General features: G+C 45.3%; 20 protein-coding genes and 1 other RNA gene. 12 read left to right on the top strand and 9 right to left on the bottom strand.

The genetic code is table 11. From position 1 onward, the window contains the following. Nucleotides 1-132 precede the first annotated feature (132 nt). The gene (locus L3V31_RS06910) at nt 133-825 is read left to right on the top strand and encodes an oxidative stress defense protein (protein WP_237315362.1); all 693 of its coding nucleotides are present in this window, start codon (nt 133-135) and stop codon (nt 823-825) included. A 66-nt stretch (nt 826-891) separates the two neighbouring features. On the opposite strand, the gene serA is transcribed toward L3V31_RS06910, so the two are convergent. The 5 genes from serA to zapA form a co-directional block, all read right to left on the bottom strand. Beyond that, complete coding sequence (gene serA, locus L3V31_RS06905) at nt 892-2,124, bottom strand: phosphoglycerate dehydrogenase (RefSeq protein WP_237315361.1); 1,233 nt, start codon at nt 2,122-2,124, stop codon at nt 892-894. Nucleotides 2,125-2,397: 273 nt separating this feature from the next. Continuing rightward, nucleotides 2,398-3,054 (bottom strand): ribose-5-phosphate isomerase RpiA, encoded by a 657-nt coding sequence (gene rpiA / locus L3V31_RS06900; protein ID WP_237315360.1) that lies wholly within the window; start codon nt 3,052-3,054, stop codon nt 2,398-2,400. 58 nt (nt 3,055-3,112) lie between these two features. Further along, nucleotides 3,113-3,706 carry a 5-formyltetrahydrofolate cyclo-ligase gene (locus L3V31_RS06895; RefSeq protein WP_237315359.1) on the bottom strand — a complete coding sequence of 198 codons (594 nt, stop codon included), beginning with the start codon at nt 3,704-3,706 and terminating at the stop codon, nt 3,113-3,115. A gap of 4 nt (nt 3,707-3,710) precedes the next feature. After that, a non-coding RNA gene (ssrS, locus tag L3V31_RS06890) (6S RNA) lies at nt 3,711-3,895 on the bottom strand. 8 nt (nt 3,896-3,903) lie between these two features. After that, on the bottom strand, nt 3,904-4,212 hold the full coding sequence (zapA, locus tag L3V31_RS06885) for a cell division protein ZapA (protein WP_237315358.1): 309 nt from the start codon (nt 4,210-4,212) through the stop codon (nt 3,904-3,906). Nucleotides 4,213-4,460: 248 nt separating this feature from the next. On the opposite strand from zapA, the gene L3V31_RS06880 reads away from it, so the two are divergent. From L3V31_RS06880 to L3V31_RS06870, 3 genes are read left to right on the top strand one after another with little or no spacing between them, the layout of a single operon-like run. Continuing rightward, nucleotides 4,461-5,039, top strand: coding sequence for a YecA family protein (locus L3V31_RS06880; protein WP_237315357.1), 579 nt, complete (start codon nt 4,461-4,463; stop codon nt 5,037-5,039). Between the two features lie 27 nt (nt 5,040-5,066). After that, on the top strand, nt 5,067-6,245 hold the full coding sequence (gene ubiH / locus L3V31_RS06875) for a 2-octaprenyl-6-methoxyphenyl hydroxylase (RefSeq protein WP_237315356.1): 1,179 nt from the start codon (nt 5,067-5,069) through the stop codon (nt 6,243-6,245). A gap of 42 nt (nt 6,246-6,287) precedes the next feature. Next, nucleotides 6,288-7,496: an FAD-dependent 2-octaprenylphenol hydroxylase gene (locus L3V31_RS06870; protein WP_237315355.1), complete on the top strand. Its 1,209-nt coding sequence runs from the start codon at nt 6,288-6,290 to the stop codon at nt 7,494-7,496. 60 nt (nt 7,497-7,556) lie between these two features. On the opposite strand, the gene L3V31_RS06865 is transcribed toward L3V31_RS06870, so the two are convergent. The 3 genes from L3V31_RS06865 to ygfZ form a co-directional block, all read right to left on the bottom strand. Beyond that, nucleotides 7,557-7,763, bottom strand: a complete 207-nt coding sequence (locus L3V31_RS06865) for a DUF1107 domain-containing protein (RefSeq protein WP_014233006.1) — start codon at nt 7,761-7,763, stop codon at nt 7,557-7,559. 630 nt (nt 7,764-8,393) lie between these two features. Continuing rightward, nucleotides 8,394-8,867 (bottom strand): YbaK/EbsC family protein, encoded by a 474-nt coding sequence (locus tag L3V31_RS06860; RefSeq protein ID WP_237315404.1) that lies wholly within the window; start codon nt 8,865-8,867, stop codon nt 8,394-8,396. Next, complete coding sequence (gene ygfZ / locus L3V31_RS06855) at nt 8,860-9,828, bottom strand: tRNA-modifying protein YgfZ (protein ID WP_237315354.1); 969 nt, start codon at nt 9,826-9,828, stop codon at nt 8,860-8,862. The genes L3V31_RS06860 and ygfZ overlap by 8 nt, the downstream gene beginning before the upstream one ends. Before the next feature lie 186 nt (nt 9,829-10,014). On the opposite strand from ygfZ, the gene L3V31_RS06850 reads away from it, so the two are divergent. Then, a complete protein-coding gene (locus L3V31_RS06850) occupies nt 10,015-10,275 on the top strand; it encodes a succinate dehydrogenase assembly factor 2 (protein ID WP_237315353.1) in 261 nt (86 codons plus the stop codon). Continuing rightward, nucleotides 10,223-10,669, top strand: coding sequence for a protein YgfX (locus L3V31_RS06845; protein WP_346014845.1), 447 nt, complete (start codon nt 10,223-10,225; stop codon nt 10,667-10,669). The genes L3V31_RS06850 and L3V31_RS06845 overlap by 53 nt, the downstream gene beginning before the upstream one ends. 28 nt (nt 10,670-10,697) lie before the next feature. Here L3V31_RS06845 and nadB read toward each other — a convergent pair whose 3' ends face one another. Beyond that, nucleotides 10,698-12,320, bottom strand: a complete 1,623-nt coding sequence (gene nadB / locus L3V31_RS06840) for an L-aspartate oxidase (protein WP_237315351.1) — start codon at nt 12,318-12,320, stop codon at nt 10,698-10,700. Between the two features lie 574 nt (nt 12,321-12,894). Here nadB and rpoE point away from each other — a divergent pair. The 6 genes from rpoE (at nt 12,895) to lepB (ending at nt 18,523) form a co-directional block, all read left to right on the top strand. Further along, nucleotides 12,895-13,473 (top strand): RNA polymerase sigma factor RpoE, encoded by a 579-nt coding sequence (rpoE, locus tag L3V31_RS06835; protein ID WP_014233001.1) that lies wholly within the window; start codon nt 12,895-12,897, stop codon nt 13,471-13,473. Nucleotides 13,474-13,499: 26 nt separating this feature from the next. After that, a complete protein-coding gene (locus L3V31_RS06830) occupies nt 13,500-14,126 on the top strand; it encodes a sigma-E factor negative regulatory protein (RefSeq protein ID WP_237315350.1) in 627 nt (208 codons plus the stop codon). Beyond that, complete coding sequence (rseB, locus tag L3V31_RS06825; protein WP_237315349.1) at nt 14,123-15,079, top strand: sigma-E factor regulatory protein RseB; 957 nt, start codon at nt 14,123-14,125, stop codon at nt 15,077-15,079. The genes L3V31_RS06830 and rseB overlap by 4 nt, the downstream gene beginning before the upstream one ends. Before the next feature lie 16 nt (nt 15,080-15,095). After that, nucleotides 15,096-15,566, top strand: a complete 471-nt coding sequence (locus tag L3V31_RS06820; protein ID WP_237315348.1) for a SoxR reducing system RseC family protein — start codon at nt 15,096-15,098, stop codon at nt 15,564-15,566. Between the two features lie 159 nt (nt 15,567-15,725). Continuing rightward, nucleotides 15,726-17,519, top strand: coding sequence for a translation elongation factor 4 (gene lepA / locus L3V31_RS06815; RefSeq protein WP_237315347.1), 1,794 nt, complete (start codon nt 15,726-15,728; stop codon nt 17,517-17,519). Between the two features lie 104 nt (nt 17,520-17,623). After that, nucleotides 17,624-18,523 carry a signal peptidase I gene (gene lepB / locus L3V31_RS06810; protein WP_237315346.1) on the top strand — a complete coding sequence of 300 codons (900 nt, stop codon included), beginning with the start codon at nt 17,624-17,626 and terminating at the stop codon, nt 18,521-18,523. Nucleotides 18,524-18,531: the final 8 nt, after the last annotated feature.

The raw sequence follows: 18,531 nt of genomic DNA, 5'->3' as shown, positions 1-18,531 counted from the left end.
AGTTTCTATTATCAAGCATTATATACTCAAACCTTGCTAAGTTTTTGAGTATTACCCCAGACGGCTTCAGTGGTTCTCACTACTGCATGTTTGTTTTGGGACATGTCTTTTATATATGGATGGATCTGTCGAATGAAACTGTATTCGTGTTTGCTGGCTACTTTGCTCAGCCTTACCAGTGTTTCAGCTCTAGCTACTACACCTGAATTCGCACACGTAACGACAACTGGTTATGGCGAGGTAATTGCGACGCCAGATATGGCGACTTTTTCGGTCAAAGTGGTGGATACTACGATGACTGCCGAGCAAGCAAAGCTGTCAGTGGATAAGACTGTCGATGAGTTTTTACAAAATCTGTCAGATGCAGGGTTATCTAAAGACAGTATCACCAGTTCGAATCTCTATCTGGCTCCTCAATACCATTATCCAAAATCGGGTAAGGCAGAGCTGGTTGGTTATCGTGCCTCTCGCAGTATTAACGTCACGGTTACGGATTTAGCTAACCTTAATCAATACTTGGATATGGCGATACAAGCGGGTATTAACCAAGTTGATAATATTCAGCTTAAGGTGAGTAATCAGGCTGAGTATCAACAAAAAGCACGCTTGGCTGCGATCAAAGATGCCAGAGAAAGTGCTGCTTCTCTAGCTTCCGGGTTTGATAAGACTCTGGGTGATATCTGGCGGGTCAACTATAACAATACTTACCCAACGCCAGTTTTAATGCGCTCTATGGCGATGGAAGGTAAGCAGAATACCAATAGTTATCAGGACTCTACGATGGTGATCCGAGATCAAGTAGAGGTTATCTACAAACTGAAATAAGGCGAATCCTTTTTTCAGATATAAAAAGGCAGGGAATATTCCCTGCCTTTGTTGTTTATGTGCTTCTTAGTGAAGAATACGAGAACGAATTGTGCCTTCGATGCTTTTCAGCTTGATAAGTGCTTCTTCTGAACGCTCAGTTTCTACATCGATAACCACGTAGCCGATTTCAGCTGCAGTTTGCAGGTACTGTGCGGCGATGTTGATGCCTTCTTCAGCAAAAATGGTGTTAATCTGAGTAAGGATACCTGGACGGTTTTTGTGAATGTGTAACAAGCGAGAACATTCACCACCGTGCTCAGGCAGAGATACTTCAGGGAAGTTAACACTTGAAAGTGTTGAACCGTTATCTGAGTATTTCGCTAGTTTACCAGCCACTTCAACGCCGATGTTTTCTTGCGCTTCTTGAGTAGAACCACCCACGTGTGGAGTCAGAATGACGTTGTCGAATCTCTGTAGTGGAGATTCGAACGGGTCTGCGTTTGTTTTTGGTTCAACAGGGAATACATCGATAGCTGCGCCAGCCAGATGACCCGCCTCCAACGTGTTGCAAAGAGCAGGAATATCAACAACGGTACCACGAGCTGCGTTGATAAAGATTGCGCCTGGCTTCATGCGCGCAAACTCTTCTTCACCCATCATGTTCTTCGTTTCTGGTGTTTCTGGAACATGCAGTGAGATAACATCACATTTATTCAGTAGTTCGCTCATGGTGTGAACTTGCGTGGCATTGCCCAGAGACAGCTTGTTTTCGATGTCGTAGTAGTAAACGCGCATACCAAGGTTTTCAGCAATGATACCCAACTGAGTACCGATGTGACCGTAACCGATAATACCAAGACGCTTACCACGAGCTTCGTAAGAGTTATCTGCGCTCTTCTTCCAGATACCGCGATGCGCGAGCGCGTTCTTTTCAGGAATGCCTCTCAGAAGCAAGAGAATCTGACCAAGAACCAGCTCAGCTACGCTTCGTGTGTTTGAGAAAGGTGCGTTAAACACAGGAACGCCGCGCTTTGCAGCCGCGTCGAGATCGACTTGGTTAGTGCCGATACAAAAACAGCCAATAGCAACCAGTTTGTTTGCCGCATTGATCACTTCTTCCGACAGGTTAGTGCGGGAGCGAATGCCAATGAAGTGAACATCTTTAACCGCCTCAATCAGTTCTTCTTCAGGAAGTGAACCTTTGTGATATTCAATGTTGGTGTAACCAGCAGCTTGAAGAACTTCAACTGAAGAAGGGTGAAGTCCCTCAAGTAAGAGGATCTTAATCTTGTCTTTTTCCAGCGAAACTTTGGCCATTTTTTCTCGTCCTTAAAATGGAAAGGTGGGCTAATATGGCGCACATTGGGCAAAACCATTAAAAAGGGGATAATTAATAGTTTTGTAGGAGGACAAACGTTTCCTTGTGCGTCTTCTGTTCAATAAAGTAACAAAAAAAAATCGCTTTGGGTAAGAAAATTACGGAATAAGGAATAATTTTCTTTAGTGAAAGAATGAAAAACGGTGCTTTGCAGCACCGTATGTAATGAAATAACCGAAAAATGAACCTGATAGGCTAATTAGCTAGGTTTTTTACTCTTCGATTTTTGCACCTTCTGGGGTGCCTGTGATAACCACATCCGCACCACGATGAGCAAACAGACCATTAGTGACCACACCAGCGATGCTGTTGATCTTATCTTCCATTTCTTTCGGGTTGGTGATCTGCATGTTGTGTACGTCTAGAATCACGTTGCCATTATCTGTCAAAACACCTTCGCGGTAAGCAGGGTCTCCGCCAAGTTTAACCAGTTCACGTGCCACATACGAGCGAGCCATTGGGATGACTTCTACAGGCAATGGGAACTGACCTAGAACATCTACTGCTTTTGTATCGTCCACAATGCACACGAACTTTTCTGAGATGGCAGCGACGATTTTTTCACGAGTTAACGCGGCGCCACCACCTTTGATCATGTCACGCGTGGGGTTGATTTCATCCGCGCCATCAACATAAATATCTAGCTTAATTACGTCGTTACACTCAAATACTTCAATACCAAGCTCTTTTAGACGCTCAGTCGAAGCCACAGAGCTAGAGACTGCACCTTTGATATCGTCTTTGATAGTCCCTAGAGCATCGATGAAGTGATTCACGGTAGAGCCAGTGCCTACACCGACAATGCTGCCTTTTTCAACATATTGTAATGCTGCCCAACCAGCCGCTTTTTTCATTTCATCTTGAGTCATGCCTATCTCCTGAATAGATGTTCGTTAACATTTGCGGCGTGATTATAGCGGGTAAGTGTTAGTTTTCCCATTGCCAGATTCGGCTTGGAGTCACGATCTTAGGCAGTGGAATGTCCCAACTTTCAATTGGCAGACGTTCAACATGCTGACAGTCATGGGCGATGCCCACAGGTGTGGCACCTTCACCACTGGCAAACCAATGTGAAAGGGTGCGATCATAATATCCACCACCCATTCCTAAACGATGCCCAATACTGTCAAAACCCACCAAAGGTGTGCAGATAAGATCGAGCTGTCTAACGGGCATAAGATGGCGAATATCGAGCTTTGGCTCAAGAATGCCATATTTGTTGTAGATGAGTTGATCATCACTCAGATACTGAAGAAACAGCAAATGACCTTTTGAAAAAGGGTGGATGACTGGTAAATATATTGATTTCCCTTGCTGCCATAGCCACTCGATAAGTGGTTTAGTATCCAGTTCACCATCTGCAGAGAGATAAATAGCAATGTGCTGAGAATGCTGGATTTCAGGGAGTTGGGAAAATTGACTGACTAAGTCGAGCGCCGCTTGAAACTGCGTATCGCTGCATAAAGCGTTGCGTTTTTCACGAATCAGTTTACGGAAGTCTTTTCGAGAAAGTTCTGACATAGAGGAGTACCCCAGGGTGCCGTTGAGGATTGTGGCCCTTGAACCAGCTGGTTCAAGGCGGATCAGCAATGATAACCGTAGGCTTCTCGGTACATGCCAAGCTTGCTCAATAGTTACCAAGTACTAACCCTTAGGTATTGCTTATCGGCTCAGGGACTTACATCCTGCTGACGCACACCCCAGGGTAAATTTTGTATTTACTGCTGTCCTTGCGTAACTTTACTTAGTGCGTTCTCTAAAGACGCTGTGAGCTGTTCCATTCGCTCAGTAATTTCTTGCTGTTGCCCACTCGATTCGTATGACTTGGTCTGCAACTCATAACAAATGTTCAATGCGGCAAAGGTCAGCAGCTGAATTTCATTGGTTACCTTAGTACGTTCGCTCATCTCTTTCAATCGTTGATCGAGATCTTTTGCTGCTGCAACGAGAGAATCCTCTTGCCCCGTAGGACAATTTACTCGAGTTACTTTGCCTAGTATTTCAACGTCGATCGCTTGATTGCTCATGATGAATAAACTCTATATTCGCGCTATCTAAGGTATTGCTCTGTACAACTACCGAAGAGCAAACTATAGGAAAACCGCTATTAAGATTCAAGCATTTCCCATCACAGAAAGAGAAATGATGACGTGATCACACAGGAATTCGGCAAATTGAGCAAATGGTGTTCAAAATGAATTTGATAGTCGTTTCGGACGACTAGGCTTGATGGTAGGATATATCGAAACAAATTTATGCAAGAATGAGCCAAGCTATGAGTGAAATCACCCTTCCTGAATACCAATCTATTGCTGCTGAGTTAAAATCTGCAAGTCTGGCGGTTACTCCTGCAGAGTTGCACGGGTTGCTAGTCGGCATGCTAAGTGGTGGATTGGCGATTACCGATCAAACCTGGCAACCAATCCTGTTTGATTACACTAACGATGGTATGGGCTGGCCTGCAACTGCGTTGGCATTTGCACAGAGTGTATTCAAAGTTTCTGTCAGTGAGCTTACCGGCTCTTCAATGGAGCTGTCGTTATTACTGCCAGATGAAGATGGTGAAGAAGGTTTGTTTGCTTTGGCCGACGGTTTGTCTGATTTTGTGAACCACTTTATCTCTGGCTTAGGCTTGGCTGGTATTGCGATGAGCAAAGCTTCTGATGATGTAAAAGAAGCTTTGGCCGATTTAGAAGAAATTGCCAAACTTGGGATCGATGAAGACGACGATCTTGGTGAGCAAGCTCAATTACTGGAGCAAGTCATCGAACATGTTAAAGCTTGTGTGCTGACCATCCATGCCGAATTTGGTGCTCGACCTGATAGCAGTGATAGCAAACCTACGATCCACTAATCACAGATTGTTCAGAGGTAAGTAAGCATGAGGCAATATGATGTAGTCATTGCTGGCGGTGCTATGGCTGGTGCGACGTTGGCACTGGCAATTGAACACTTATCCAAGGCGGCTCTGCGCATTGCTGTCGTCGAGCCTTTTAAAGCTCAGTCAGATGCCCACCCGGGGTTTGACTCGCGCTCTATCGCCTTATCGTACGGAACAGTTAATCTACTGCGCCACTTACAACTTTGGTCAGTCATTGAGCCGTTTGCTACACCAATTGAACATATTCATGTTTCTGATCGCTCTCATGCTGGGATGACGGATATCACCAAGCAAGAGGTTGGAGTTGAAGCTCTGGGATATGTGGTTGAGCTTGCCGATGTAGGGCGTGTTTACCAAGAGCTCCTTACAAACAGTGCCTCGATAGATTTCTTCTGCCCTGACTCCGTCACCTATATTGAACGAGAGCAAGATCATACGAGTGTTGAACTAAGTAGCGGCGAAAAGCTTAAAGCGAAGTTGTTAGTTGCTGCTGATGGCGCGGTTTCACAGTGCTGCCAGCAAGTTGGATTAGAGCTATCTGAACACGACTTTGAGCAAGTGGCTGTCATTGCTAACATTCAGGCTCAGGAACCGCATCAAGGGCGTGCGTTTGAGCGATTTACTGAAAACGGGCCTATCGCATTGCTGCCGATGAGTGACAATCGTATGTCCCTGGTGTGGTGTCTACACCCGGGTGAAGCTGAGACCGTTTTGGCACTCTCTGAGAGCGATTTTCTTGCGCGATTGCAGCAGGATTTTGGCTGGCGTTTAGGAGCCCTTAAGAAAGTAGGGCTGCGCGCAAGTTACCCGCTATTGCTGCGCCATCGTAAGCAGAATATTTCACATCGTTTTGCGATTGTGGGTAATGCCGCTCAAACACTACATCCGATTGCGGGACAAGGTTTCAACCTGGGGATTCGTGATGTGGTGTCTCTGGCTGAAGAGGTGATTAAGCAGAGCGAAGATGTTGGGCGTTATCAAGGTCTAATGCGTTTTAGTCAGCGCCGTGAAGCCGACCGTAGCGAAACCATCTGGTTAACGAGTTCGCTCGTTCATGTTTTTTCAAATGATTTACCCGCGATGCGAATCGGGCGCAATGCCGCTTTAGCCGCGATGGATAACCTTTCTATTTTTAAGCAGCCACTTCTACGCCACACTCTTGGCTTAGTGAAACGATGATCGGTTGCAACGAATTAGCTAAAAACTAGGTAAATAAAAGCAATGATGCAAAGTGTAGATATCGCCATCATCGGCGGTGGGATGGTTGGGTTGGCGCTTGCCGCCGCATTCAAAGACAGTGATCTGCGAATCGCTGTCATCGAAGGCAGCGTACCTGACGATAAGCTTAATGAACTGCCCGATGTGCGCGTGTCTGCATTGAGTCGCTCTAGTGAAACCATATTGCGTAAGCTAGGGGCTTGGCAGGGAATTGAACAGCGCAGAGCGTCTCCATACTACGGCATGGAAGTTTGGGAGCAGGACAGCTTTGCCAAAATAGAGTTTGATGCCCAGAGTATGGCGCAGCCTGACCTGGGGCATATTGTTGAAAACAGAGTGATTCAACTGGCATTGTTAGAGCAAGTTGAGAAACAGGACAATGTGACGCTGTTTATGCCTGCCCGTTGCGCTACATTGGCAGTTGGTGAGCAAGAAAGCTGGCTAACACTGGATAATGGGCAAGCGATGACGGCCAAACTCGTGGTCGGCGCGGATGGGGCAAACTCTTGGTTGCGTCGTCAGATGGATATTCCGCTTACTCATTGGGATTATGGCCATAGCGCGTTAGTCGCGAATGTAAAAACTACAGACCCGCATAACAATATCGCGCGTCAGATCTTCACTCCGCATGGTCCACTGGCATTATTACCAATGTCTCAACCTAATATGTGCTCAATTGTTTGGTCGACAGAACCAGACAGGGCTGAGCAATTACTTGCTATGGATGAACATGAATTCAATAAAGCGTTAACCAGTGAATTCGATGCACGTCTTGGCTTGTGTGAAGTAATCGGCGCACGCGCTGCATTTCCGCTAAAAATGCGTTATGCACGAGACTTTGTCGTAGAGCGAGTAGCACTAGTTGGTGACGCAGCTCATACCATTCATCCACTTGCAGGCCAAGGTGTGAACTTGGGGCTTCTGGATGCAGCAAGTTTGGCTCAGGAAGTTCTGTCTCTATGGAATCAAGGGCAGGATATTGGTAGTAAGCGTAACCTACGCAGTTACGAGCGCTGGCGTAAGGCTGAATCCGCCAAGATGATTGCCGCTATGCAAGGTTTCCGTGATTTATTCTCTGGTGAGAATCCGGCTAAGAAGCTGATACGTGGCATTGGTTTGAGTCTAGCGGGGCAATTACCGGGGGCGAAAGATGAAATCATGAAACGAGCGCTTGGCTTGAAAGGTGATCTACCAGAGTTAGCTCGTCAATAGCCACGTATTCCAAAAACTAAAAAAGGCTGAATTATTCAGCCTTTTTTCAATGAGTTTTAGCTAAGCATATGCGCATCGGAGTTTCATTATTTCTTTGTTGATCTCTTTTACTGCTCTGAAGTGACGTTGCTCAGCTTTTTCAGGCAGCATTAATTTTCCGTTATCAAACTCGAATTTACCGACCCCGTAAATATAAATTCTTCCCTTAAAAAGACGACTTATATGTTTAGCAATCATACCTGGTGTATAGCGCTTAAACAGTCTCATATTTACTTTCCTTTTTCTTACCTAGCTCAGGTTATTCTACGTTTTTCACGTAAAATTATTTGTGATAGCAATACTAATAAGTGCAGGTGAGATGTAACAACTTAGAGATTTGTGCTGTCTTCGGCAAATTGACAGCTTTATGTCTCAAATTGCGTGAGGGTTACCCCAAAAATCACCTACTCAGGAACGTTATTCGTTCTTTATTCTTTTATACGTGGTGCATTAAGCAATAGTTTTGTTACAGAATTAAGAATAGAAGGAAGTTAAATGTTTACTAAATGTATCTTTTTTAACGCTCATTCCATTTCCTCTTGTTACTTAATCTTAGAGCTAGAATGCTGATAAAAGTTCATACAAAAAAAGCCCGCTTTAGCGGGCGAATAGTCACAGATGCATTACACAAAAGTGGATAGCTGACTTAACAAAGATTGTTATCGAAATCAGCGGATTCACTTTATGCCAGTTGAGTCCTGTTGAAAACTCAACCAACACAGGCATCATATACGAGTTTTTCCCTAATGACTATTTATGTTTTAAAAATGATTAAAAATTCTCAAGCAATATGCGCTTGATGTGATCTTTGTCACAACGTTTTGTTTGTTGTGTAATCGATTACGTTTATGGTCTAAATCATCGACAAATATCAGCGACGACTGGCTGACACAACTTGACGAGATCATTTATTGATAAAGCGATGCCCGCCATTCGATCACCGCTACTGATGGTCACTTCCCTTTCTTTTAAAAGGCTGGGGTCGAATACGATTGGCATATGACGCTTCAATAGCAACGGTGTTACAGTGCCAATTTTATATCCGGTAATACTTTCAACATCCGCTTGGTCGACACAAGTCATGCGTCGGCATTGAAGGAGTGAGCGGACCTTTTTGGGATCAATGCTTCGGTCACCTGGCGCACAGGCGAGTGCATAAAGATTCCCCATATCTCTTAGTAAGATAGCTTTGACCATTTGAGAGGGGCGAATGCCACGCTGCTGCGCGGCATCCTCAATCGTGGTGGAGGGCCTTTGATGCGGAAGCAAACGAAATTTGATGTTTTGCTCTGCCAGAAACTGCATCAAAGGCGTTTCAATGAATTTACTCATCATCAAGGCTGTAAGGCAGCTCAGCGATTGTCCATTCACACTCCGGTTGCGAAACCAGACGCAAGCGTGTGTCGTCATCTAAGTTATTTGGTAAGACGATCAAACCGATTGCTTGGTTATCTGCAAATTGATAATGAGTCAGTAGAGCACCTACTGAACGCCAGTTCTCACCAACACTACGTTCTAGTTCGACTGGTTCATCATTTAGGTTTGTCGTGGTTGCACCTTGCACGATGTACATCGCACGTTTATTCGTACCGCGATATTTTGCACGTGCCACAGTTTCTTGCCCAGTGTAACAACCTTTAGTGAAGCTGATACCACCAAGAGCTTGTAGGTTGAGTGCTTGTGGAATGTGCTCGTTTTGCGCCGCTGCTGGTACAAATGGTAGAGCCGCTTCAATGTCAAAACGGTTCCAAAGTTCATGTGTCGTTAGTGTAGCGTCACTGTTTTCAATCATCGATTGAGCTGCATCGCTGGTCAATAGCAGTAGCCAGCGACTATCCGCTACTTTGACTGCAGTGCCGCCGTTAATCGCACGCACATCACCAGACTCTTCGCTGATGTTATCGATAAATGCATTGGCTTTAGAGCCTGCAACGCCAAGAATAATGTTGTTGGATTCTTCGATAGTCACTTTGGAAAATACAGCGTATTTTTTAATTTCTTTTAATTCGACTTCAAGGGCTGACTTAGGTTGGATGAGTCCGTAACCATCTTGGTGATGGAATAAACGGAAAACACTCCACACTTTGCCTTTGGCATCACAATGCGCCCCAAGTGTTGATTGGTCTTTCTCAAGAGAGGCGACATCGCAGGTGATCTGGCCTTGTAAGTATGACTTTTTGTCATCACCCACCATGGTGATCATACCTAAGTTATCCAGCAGTGAGATAGATAGCTCTGGTAAAGTATCTTGAGTTGAGAGGGGTAGAGCTGAAAAGCGAGTTTGCCATTCCATGATTACAATGCCTTTTGAAGATGTTTTTCAGCTATGTTAATTCGAGAATAAGCATTTGTCAGCTTTCATTATAACCAAGTACTCTCAAGGGGTTTGGTTCGCGTATTGTGACCGGTACACTAGTTGCTTAGCATATCCCTTGTTACACTCCGCACTTATAACAAGACATCTATGAAGGAATAATGAATGTACACTCCGGAAGAAAAGGCGCGTATTAAATGGGCTTGCCGTAGAGGTATGCTTGAGCTTGATGTGGTGATTATGCCGTTCTTTGAAGAGTGCTTTGATGCGCTGAGCGAACAGGAACAGCAACATTTTGTTTCTTTGCTTGAGTGTGACGATCCTGATCTGTTCACCTGGATAATGGGGCATGGCCGCAGTGAAAACCTAAGTCATGCATCAATGGTTGATAAAATTGTCGCTCACAACCTCAGTAAAGTTCGTTAATCTCACACTTTCATCTTCAAACACTGCCCGAGTTATTAGCTTTATTCTTTTTTTCTCTATGACTTGGGCGGTCACCTTGTCCGATACGCCAATTGTATTATCTATTTATCTGTTATTAATGATCGCTAAGCTGCACTTTGACCAATTGTTGGTTGTGCCTGCCAGCCAAGGTATCTGGTATGTCCATTGTGATGGTACTGTAAGAAGTGAATCAAAACAGACTCAGATTCAGCGGATTGATTTGTCGATTCTACCTTTAAAGATCGCTCTTACCCTGCATTCTGGTGATAGTGTGACAGTATGGCGAGACAGCTGTGCAGATACACAATACCGTCAATTAAGTCTGGTTTTGCGTCAGTGGGAAATGAAACAGGGAGCCGATGCTCCCTGTTGATGTGCTGGATTAAGAACGGTAACAAGTATTACTTATCAGACAGTTGCTTAGCCGGAGTTAGGATCGTCGGTCCACTGTTTTCCAATTGGTCTGGGTAATCCAGCGTGTAGTGCAAGCCGCGACTCTCTTTACGTTGCATAGCACAGCGTACCATCAGCTCCGCGACTTGAAGTAGGTTTCGCAGCTCAAGTAAGTTATTCGATACGCGGAAGTTACTGTAGTACTCGTGCGTTTCTTGCTGCAGCATCTGAATGCGTCGTAGTGCACGTTCCAAACGTTTATCAGTACGCACAATGCCCATGTAGTCCCACATAAACAGACGCAGCTCGTGCCAGTTATGCTGGATAATCACTTCTTCATCACTGTTGGTAACCTGGCTTTCGTCCCAGCAAGGTACTTGAGGTGACAACTCTACTTCAGTTCTATGTTTCAGAATGTCTTTTGCCGCAGACCATGCGTAAACCACGCACTCTAGTAGTGAGTTAGACGCCATGCGGTTTGCACCGTGAAGGCCGGTGTAGCTCACTTCACCAATCGCATATAAGTTTTTGAGGTCTGTGCTGCCGTTTCTGTCTACGATGACACCACCACAGGTGTAATGGGCTGCCGGAACAATTGGAATCGGCTCTTTGGTCATATCAATACCCAGATCCATCAAACGAGAGTAGATGGTCGGGAAGTGCTTGGTAATAAAATCCGCTGGCTTATGGCTAATATCGAGGTACATGCAATCCGCACCCAAACGCTTCATTTCAAAGTCGATAGCACGTGCCACAACATCACGCGGGGCTAACTCTTTACGTTCATCAAAATCGGGCATGAAACGAGAGCCATCAGGACGACGCAAGTATGCGCCTTCACCGCGCAGTGCTTCTGTAAGTAGGAAGTTACGCGCTTCAGGGTGGTACAAGCAGGTTGGGTGGAATTGGTTGAACTCCAAGTTTGCCACACGGCAGCCTGCACGCCACGCAATTGCAATACCATCACCAGATGAAACATCTGGGTTGGATGTGTATTGGTACACTTTCGAAGAACCACCTGTCGCAAGTACCACAAATTTTGCACGTACGGTTTCCACATGCTCTTCGTTGCGGTTCCAGATATAAGCGCCGATGACTTTATTTTTGTCACCACCAATTTTATCTTCCGTGATCAGATCAAGCGCATTGTGTCGTTCAAGAACATGAATATTTGGATGATTGTGCGCATTGTCTTGCAGTGAAGTTTGCATCGCCATACCCGTCGCATCCGCAGCGTGCAGAATGCGGCGACAACTGTGTCCGCCTTCTCGGGTTAGGTGGTAACGAGGTTCTTCGTCGGAGTCGTCTTCTTCACGATCGAATGGAACACCGCCATCAATGAGCCACTGTACGCATTCTTTTGAATGCTCAGCGATAAATCTCACGGTCTCTTCATCACAGATACCATCGCCTGCGATTTGGGTGTCTTCAACGTGTGATTCAATCGTGTCTGACTCATCAAACACCGCTGCGATACCACCCTGAGCGTAGTAAGTCGCCCCTTCGCTACGTGGTCCTTTACTAAGCACCATTACTTTACAGTGGTTTGCGACACGTAAAGCCAACGACAAACCTGCGGCTCCACTCCCTACCACTAACACATCACATTCATGTTCACGATTTGTGTTCATATAACTTTCATAATCCCAAGCTAAGACAACAACGTTATCTTGTGTATTATTTGCACACCATGTGCACTTCCATTAGCGTGACATCCGTCACTAAGGGCTAAGTTGGGAGTTTCATCTAAATTACAGTTACTCTGGTGATTTGAGCCACTCTTCTTTTTAAGTATGCCTAGATCGAAGACCTTAAAGCACATACGAATATTTTTTGAGCTTTATTTAACAACGCGTTATTCAGACAGCCAACAGCCTGCAAATGATAAGTAATAGTTTATCAATATCATTGCTTTTCCATGCTCTACCCAGCACAATTTGGACAGAGGGCAATTATTATACCCATTTCCCCCTAATTTGCTCGCCTGACAAACTTAGATTTAAGTTTAAGATGAGTAGGGATTGGGCGCATGACATCACACTGTGAAAAAACAATGACAAAAATTTGGGAAGTCTCGGAACTTTCTCATTCACATTGCAGTCACAATAGTGCTCAAGTAAGCAGTGGTGTCAATACTACGTTTTGCAGAAATAGTACCCATATCTGAGAAGATTAGGGGCATAACAAATAGGAGTATCCGCTCGAATGAACGAGCAGCTGACCGATCAAGTATTGATTGAGCGAGTTCAGAATGGCGATAAGCAAGCATTCAACCTGCTGGTAACGAAGTATCAGAACAAGGTGTGTAATCTTATCTCCAGATACGTAAGTAATCCTGGCGATGTTCCAGATGTAGCACAAGAAGCGTTTATCAAGGCTTACCGAGCTATCCCCAGTTTTCGTGGGGAGAGTGCGTTTTATACGTGGCTGTATCGCATTGCAGTGAATACTGCGAAAAATCACATTGTGGCTCAAGGGCGAAGACCCCCAGCGACAGACGTTGATGCTGAAGATGCTGAATTTTACGAAACAGGTAGTGCACTTAAAGAAATTTCGAACCCTGAGAACTTAACGTTGTCCAAAGAATTGCAACGGGTAGTGTTCAGTGCAATCGAAGCGTTACCTGAAGATTTAAAAACAGCAATGACTTTGCGAGAGCTTGATGGCTTGAGCTATGAAGAAATTGCTGAAGTAATGGATTGCCCGGTAGGAACGGTACGCTCACGTATCTTCCGTGCTCGTGAAGCGGTGGAAAAGAAAATCAAACCTCTTTTACAGCGCTAGTACAAGTAATAACTATGGTGAAAACAATGGCTGACAAAGAAAAACTTTCAGCTCTCATGGATGGAGAATTGATCGATAAGGCTTTAATTCAAGAATTAGGGCAAGATCAAGAGAGCCGTAAAGCTTGGCAGAATTATCACTTGATTGGTGATGTGATGCGAGGCGAAGCGCCAGCAAAACCTGAGTGGAATATTGCTGAAAGCGTGGCGTTAGCGTTAGAAAACGAGCCAGTACATCGTGCTGTTGACTCGCATAGTGCCAATGTAATTTCAATTACGGATGCACCTAAAGAGTCACAACCAGAACCGCAAAAAGCCAAACGTCAGCTACCAAGTTGGTTGACTCAATTTGGACAAGTTGCCGTTGCTGCGTGTGTATCGCTAGTCGTCATCTTAGGTGTACAGCAGTACGGCGGAAGTGATTCTACGGTACCTCAAGCTGAACAGTTGCCTGTATTGCAAACCGTTCCATTCGCAGGTAGCGCAGAACCTGTGAGTTTAACTCGAGAATCCGTAGAGCGTTCTATAGGTGAAGCAAATATGCAGGAGCAACGTAAGCGTGTTCATGCTATGCTGCGAGACTACGAATTACAGTTAAGAATTAACAGTGATGCATCTCAGCAAGATGCGCCTCTGACTCCGGATGTTGAATGAAAAAATTTCTGATCAGCGTTTGCGCTCTGTTCAGTATGATGTCTGCACAAGCCTTTGCTGGTGACAAACCAGCGGAGGCTTTATTGCATCAAATGAGCGAAGCGAGTAAGAATTTAAGCTACGAGCTCTCTTATATCCTCATCAAAAAGAACAGTATTGAACCTTTGCTGTACCGTCATGCGACCCACGGTGAAGAGCAATATGCCCACCTTATTTATTTAAGCGGCCCTGTGCGTGAAGTCATTCTCCGCGGCCGTGAAGTCAGCTACATCGAAACAGGTGCAGAGCCTTTCACGATAGAATCTGGAAAAATGGTTGCACCGACCATCCCAATGCTAAATACCAACATTGATGAACTGAATCGCTATTATGACTATGTTCAGGTTGGTCGAGCTCGTGAAGCCGGTGTTGCTACTCAGGTGTTACGTATCGTACCGAAAGATGGCTTACGCTATTCATATATCCTTTGGGTTGATGAAAAGAGCAAGCTTCCACTGCGAGCTGATCTTGTTGATCGCGATGGCGAAGTACTAGAGCAATACCGTACGATTTCATACACAGTGAATACTAAAATTGCTGAGCTCATGAGTGGCTTAGAAGATGTTCAGTTACCTGCTGTTCTTACCATGCCTAAAGGTGAGGTAAGCACCAGCGACTGGGTTGTCGGTTGGATACCAGATGGTTTTGAGGCTAATGAACTCAATCGCTACCGCATGGCGGTCAGTGATCAAATGGTAGAAAGCCAAATGTATTCCGATGGGTTATTTAATTTCTCGGTTTATGTAGCGAGTAAAGATGAGCACTCATTGAAAGGTCAGCTTGTACGCCAAGGTCGCAGAACGCTGCACAGCTACGTAAATGGCGATTATGAAATCTCCGTCGTGGGTGATATACCGCCAGCAACGGCGCAACGTATAGCTCAATCTGTTACATTTAAAGTAACTAACCAGTAAACATGAGTAACCTGCAATGATGACCGCGTTAGCGACTGTGACAGGTGTCGAGCGTCACGGTAAGCGATATGACATAGACTTGAGCTGCGAGCAGCAAACCAGTTGCAGCAGTTGTTCATCGCAAAAAAGTTGTGGCACAGGTGTGGTCACTAAAGCCATTGGTAATAAAAGCCTTTCTTGGCATTTGCGCACAGAAAAAGCCGTGCAAATCGGACAAGTCGTCGAAATTGGTTTCCCTGAATCCAGTTTAATTAAATCGGCGATGGCGGTATATCTACTGCCACTGTTTGGTCTGATACTCGGTGCGCTTTTCGGTCATCTACTGTTTGCTCCTCTCATTGCTGGTGGCGAAGGGGTAATTATTCTGTCTTCGGTACTATTTGCCGCTGGTGGTGTTTGGTTAGCGAAACGTGTATCCAAGCCACTTGAAGATGAATCACAACGCCAAGTTACCTTAGTTAGAGTGCTTGGAGAGCCTATCCAGTAAGCTCTGACCCCCGTCCCTTTCAGTCACTTGGGTTTATGTACTTTAAATTACGTGCGCCCGCTAACGAAATTCGGTAGAATCTGCCAACTTGATTGAAATGCCATCAGATGATGGCTTTCTTACTGTCCCTATTTGTAAAGAGTTAGTCAGCCTAAATCTATGAAGCACATTCGTAACTTTTCGATTATCGCCCACATCGACCATGGTAAGTCGACCCTATCTGACCGTCTAATCCAAGTTTGTGGAGGATTGAGCGATCGTGAAATGGCCGCACAGGTTCTGGATTCTATGGATCTTGAACGTGAGCGTGGTATCACCATTAAATCTCAGAGTGTGACGCTAAACTACACCGCTAAAGACGGCGAAACATACCAGCTGAACTTCATTGATACTCCGGGACACGTAGACTTTGCATACGAAGTATCACGCTCTCTAGCTGCGTGTGAAGGCGCGCTATTGGTTGTTGATGCTGGTCAGGGTGTAGAAGCTCAAACGCTAGCAAACTGTTACACCGCGATCGAAATGGATCTGGAAGTTGTGCCAATCCTAAACAAGATCGATCTTCCAGCCGCAGATCCAGAACGTGTTGCAGAAGAAATTGAAGAAATCGTGGGTATCGATGCGATGGAAGCGACCCGCTGTTCTGCGAAAACAGGTTTGGGTGTGGATGACGTATTAGAAAATATCGTATCCGCAATTCCAGCGCCAGAAGGTGATCCAGACGCGCCACTACAAGCGCTGATCATCGACTCATGGTTCGATAACTACCTTGGCGTAGTCTCTTTAGTGCGAATCAAAAATGGTTCACTGAAGAAGAACGACAAGATCAAAGTAATGAGCACAGGTCAAACTTGGGGTGTAGACCGTTTGGGTATCTTCACGCCTAAGCAAGTAGATACTGACGTTCTAAATACTGGCGAAGTAGGTTGGGTTGTTTGTGGTATTAAAGACATCCTAGGCGCTCCAGTAGGTGATACGCTGACTCTAGCGAAAAACGGCAGTGACAAACCACTACCGGGCTTTAAGAAAGTAAAACCTCAAGTTTACGCAGGTCTATTCCCAGTATCATCTGACGATTACGAGAACTTCCGTGACGCGCTAGGCAAACTGAGCCTGAACGACGCGTCGTTGTTCTACGAGCCAGAAAACTCTGCAGCTCTGGGCTTTGGTTTCCGTTGTGGTTTCCTTGGCATGCTGCACATGGAAATTATCCAAGAGCGTTTAGAGCGTGAATACGACCTAGACCTAATTACCACTGCACCAACGGTAGTCTACGAAGTAGAGAAAACCGACGGTGAAATGCTGTATGTCGATAGCCCAGCTAAACTACCTGCGGTAAACGATATCGAAGAAATCCGCGAGCCGATCGCGCGTTGTAACATCCTAGTGCCTTCAGAGTACCTGGGTAACGTTATCACGCTGTGTGTTGAAAAACGTGGTTCTCAGGTGGATATGGTTTATCACGGTAACCAAGTAGCCGTGACTTACGATATTCCAATGGCAGAAGTGGTTCTCGACTTCTTCGACCGTCTGAAATCGACATCACGTGGCTATGCGTCTCTGGACTACAACTTCCAGCGTTTTGAAGCGTCGAACATGGTTCGCGTAGACGTGCTTCTGAACGGTGATACGGTTGACGCACTAGCGATGATTACCCACAAAGACCAGTCTCAGACTCGTGGTCGTCAGTTGGTTGAGAAGATGAAAGAGTTCATCCCTCGTCAGATGTTTGATATCGCAATTCAGGCGGCGATTGGTAACCACATCATCGCGCGTTCGACGGTAAAACAATTACGTAAAAACGTTATCGCGAAATGTTACGGTGGTGATGTGAGTCGTAAGAAGAAACTTCTGAAGAAACAGAAAGAAGGTAAGAAGCGTATGAAGCAGATCGGTAACGTTGAACTGCCTCAAGAAGCCTTCCTGGCGATTCTTCACGTAGGCAAAGACTAGAATTGAACTTTGTTCCATTCTTGTTGGTCATAAGACGTTAGAACTTAAAATAAGTGAAAGAGTTAACGCTCTTTCACTTTCGCATTTTTAGATAAGGGAATTTAATGGCGAATACATTCTCACTGATTCTGGTTATCGTGACCTTGGTAACTGGTGTAGTTTGGCTTTTGGAAAAACTGGTGTTTGCGAAAAAACGTCAGGCGAAAGTCGCGGAGATCGAAGCTCAAACAGCCAGCGGTCTAGATGCCGTGACTCTGCAGAAAGTGGAGCGCCAGCCTTGGTGGGTTGAAAACAGTGTGTCTATCTTCCCTGTGATCGCGTTTGTTCTTGTCTTACGTTCATTTATCTATGAACCGTTTCAAATCCCGTCAGGCTCAATGATGCCTACTTTGTTAGTCGGGGATTTCATTCTGGTAGAAAAGTATGCTTACGGTCTAAAAGATCCAGTATGGCGTACTGAGCTGGTAGAAACAGGCAAACCAGAGCGTGGCGATATCGTCGTGTTTAAATATCCTCCTCACCCTAGCATTGATTACATCAAGCGTGTGGTCGGTTTGCCGGGGGATATTGTGCGTTACTCAAACGATAAGCAAATTTGTGTTCAAAGCAAAGGTGAATCGAGCTGTAAGCCAGTTAAACTGAGTAATGTCGAAGAGAGTCAATTTAGCTCGAATGGTATCCCGATGATCCAGTTGGATGAAAAACTGGGTAACGTTGAGCACAATATTTTGGTTAACCCATTGGTTCGCAACCATGTGGAGCAGTACTTCCCACGTAGCGGCACAACTGAATGGGTTGTACCACAAGGTCAGTACTTTGTGATGGGTGATAACCGTGACAACAGTGCTGACAGCCGATACTGGGGCTTTGTTCCAGAAGCAAACCTAGTCGGCAAAGCTGTTGCCATTTGGATCAGCTTTGAATTTGAGCGTGGCGCAGATAGCGTTCTACCTTCATGGATTCCAACCGGTGTGCGTTTTAACCGCATCGGTGGTATTCACTAACTATTTAA

This window comes from Vibrio sp. J1-1 (assembly GCF_021728395.1).
In the GTDB taxonomy this organism is placed as follows: Bacteria; Pseudomonadota; Gammaproteobacteria; order Enterobacterales; family Vibrionaceae; genus Vibrio.
Note: the sequence above shows the minus strand (reverse complement) of the source record. Positions and strands in the feature narration are given on the sequence as shown.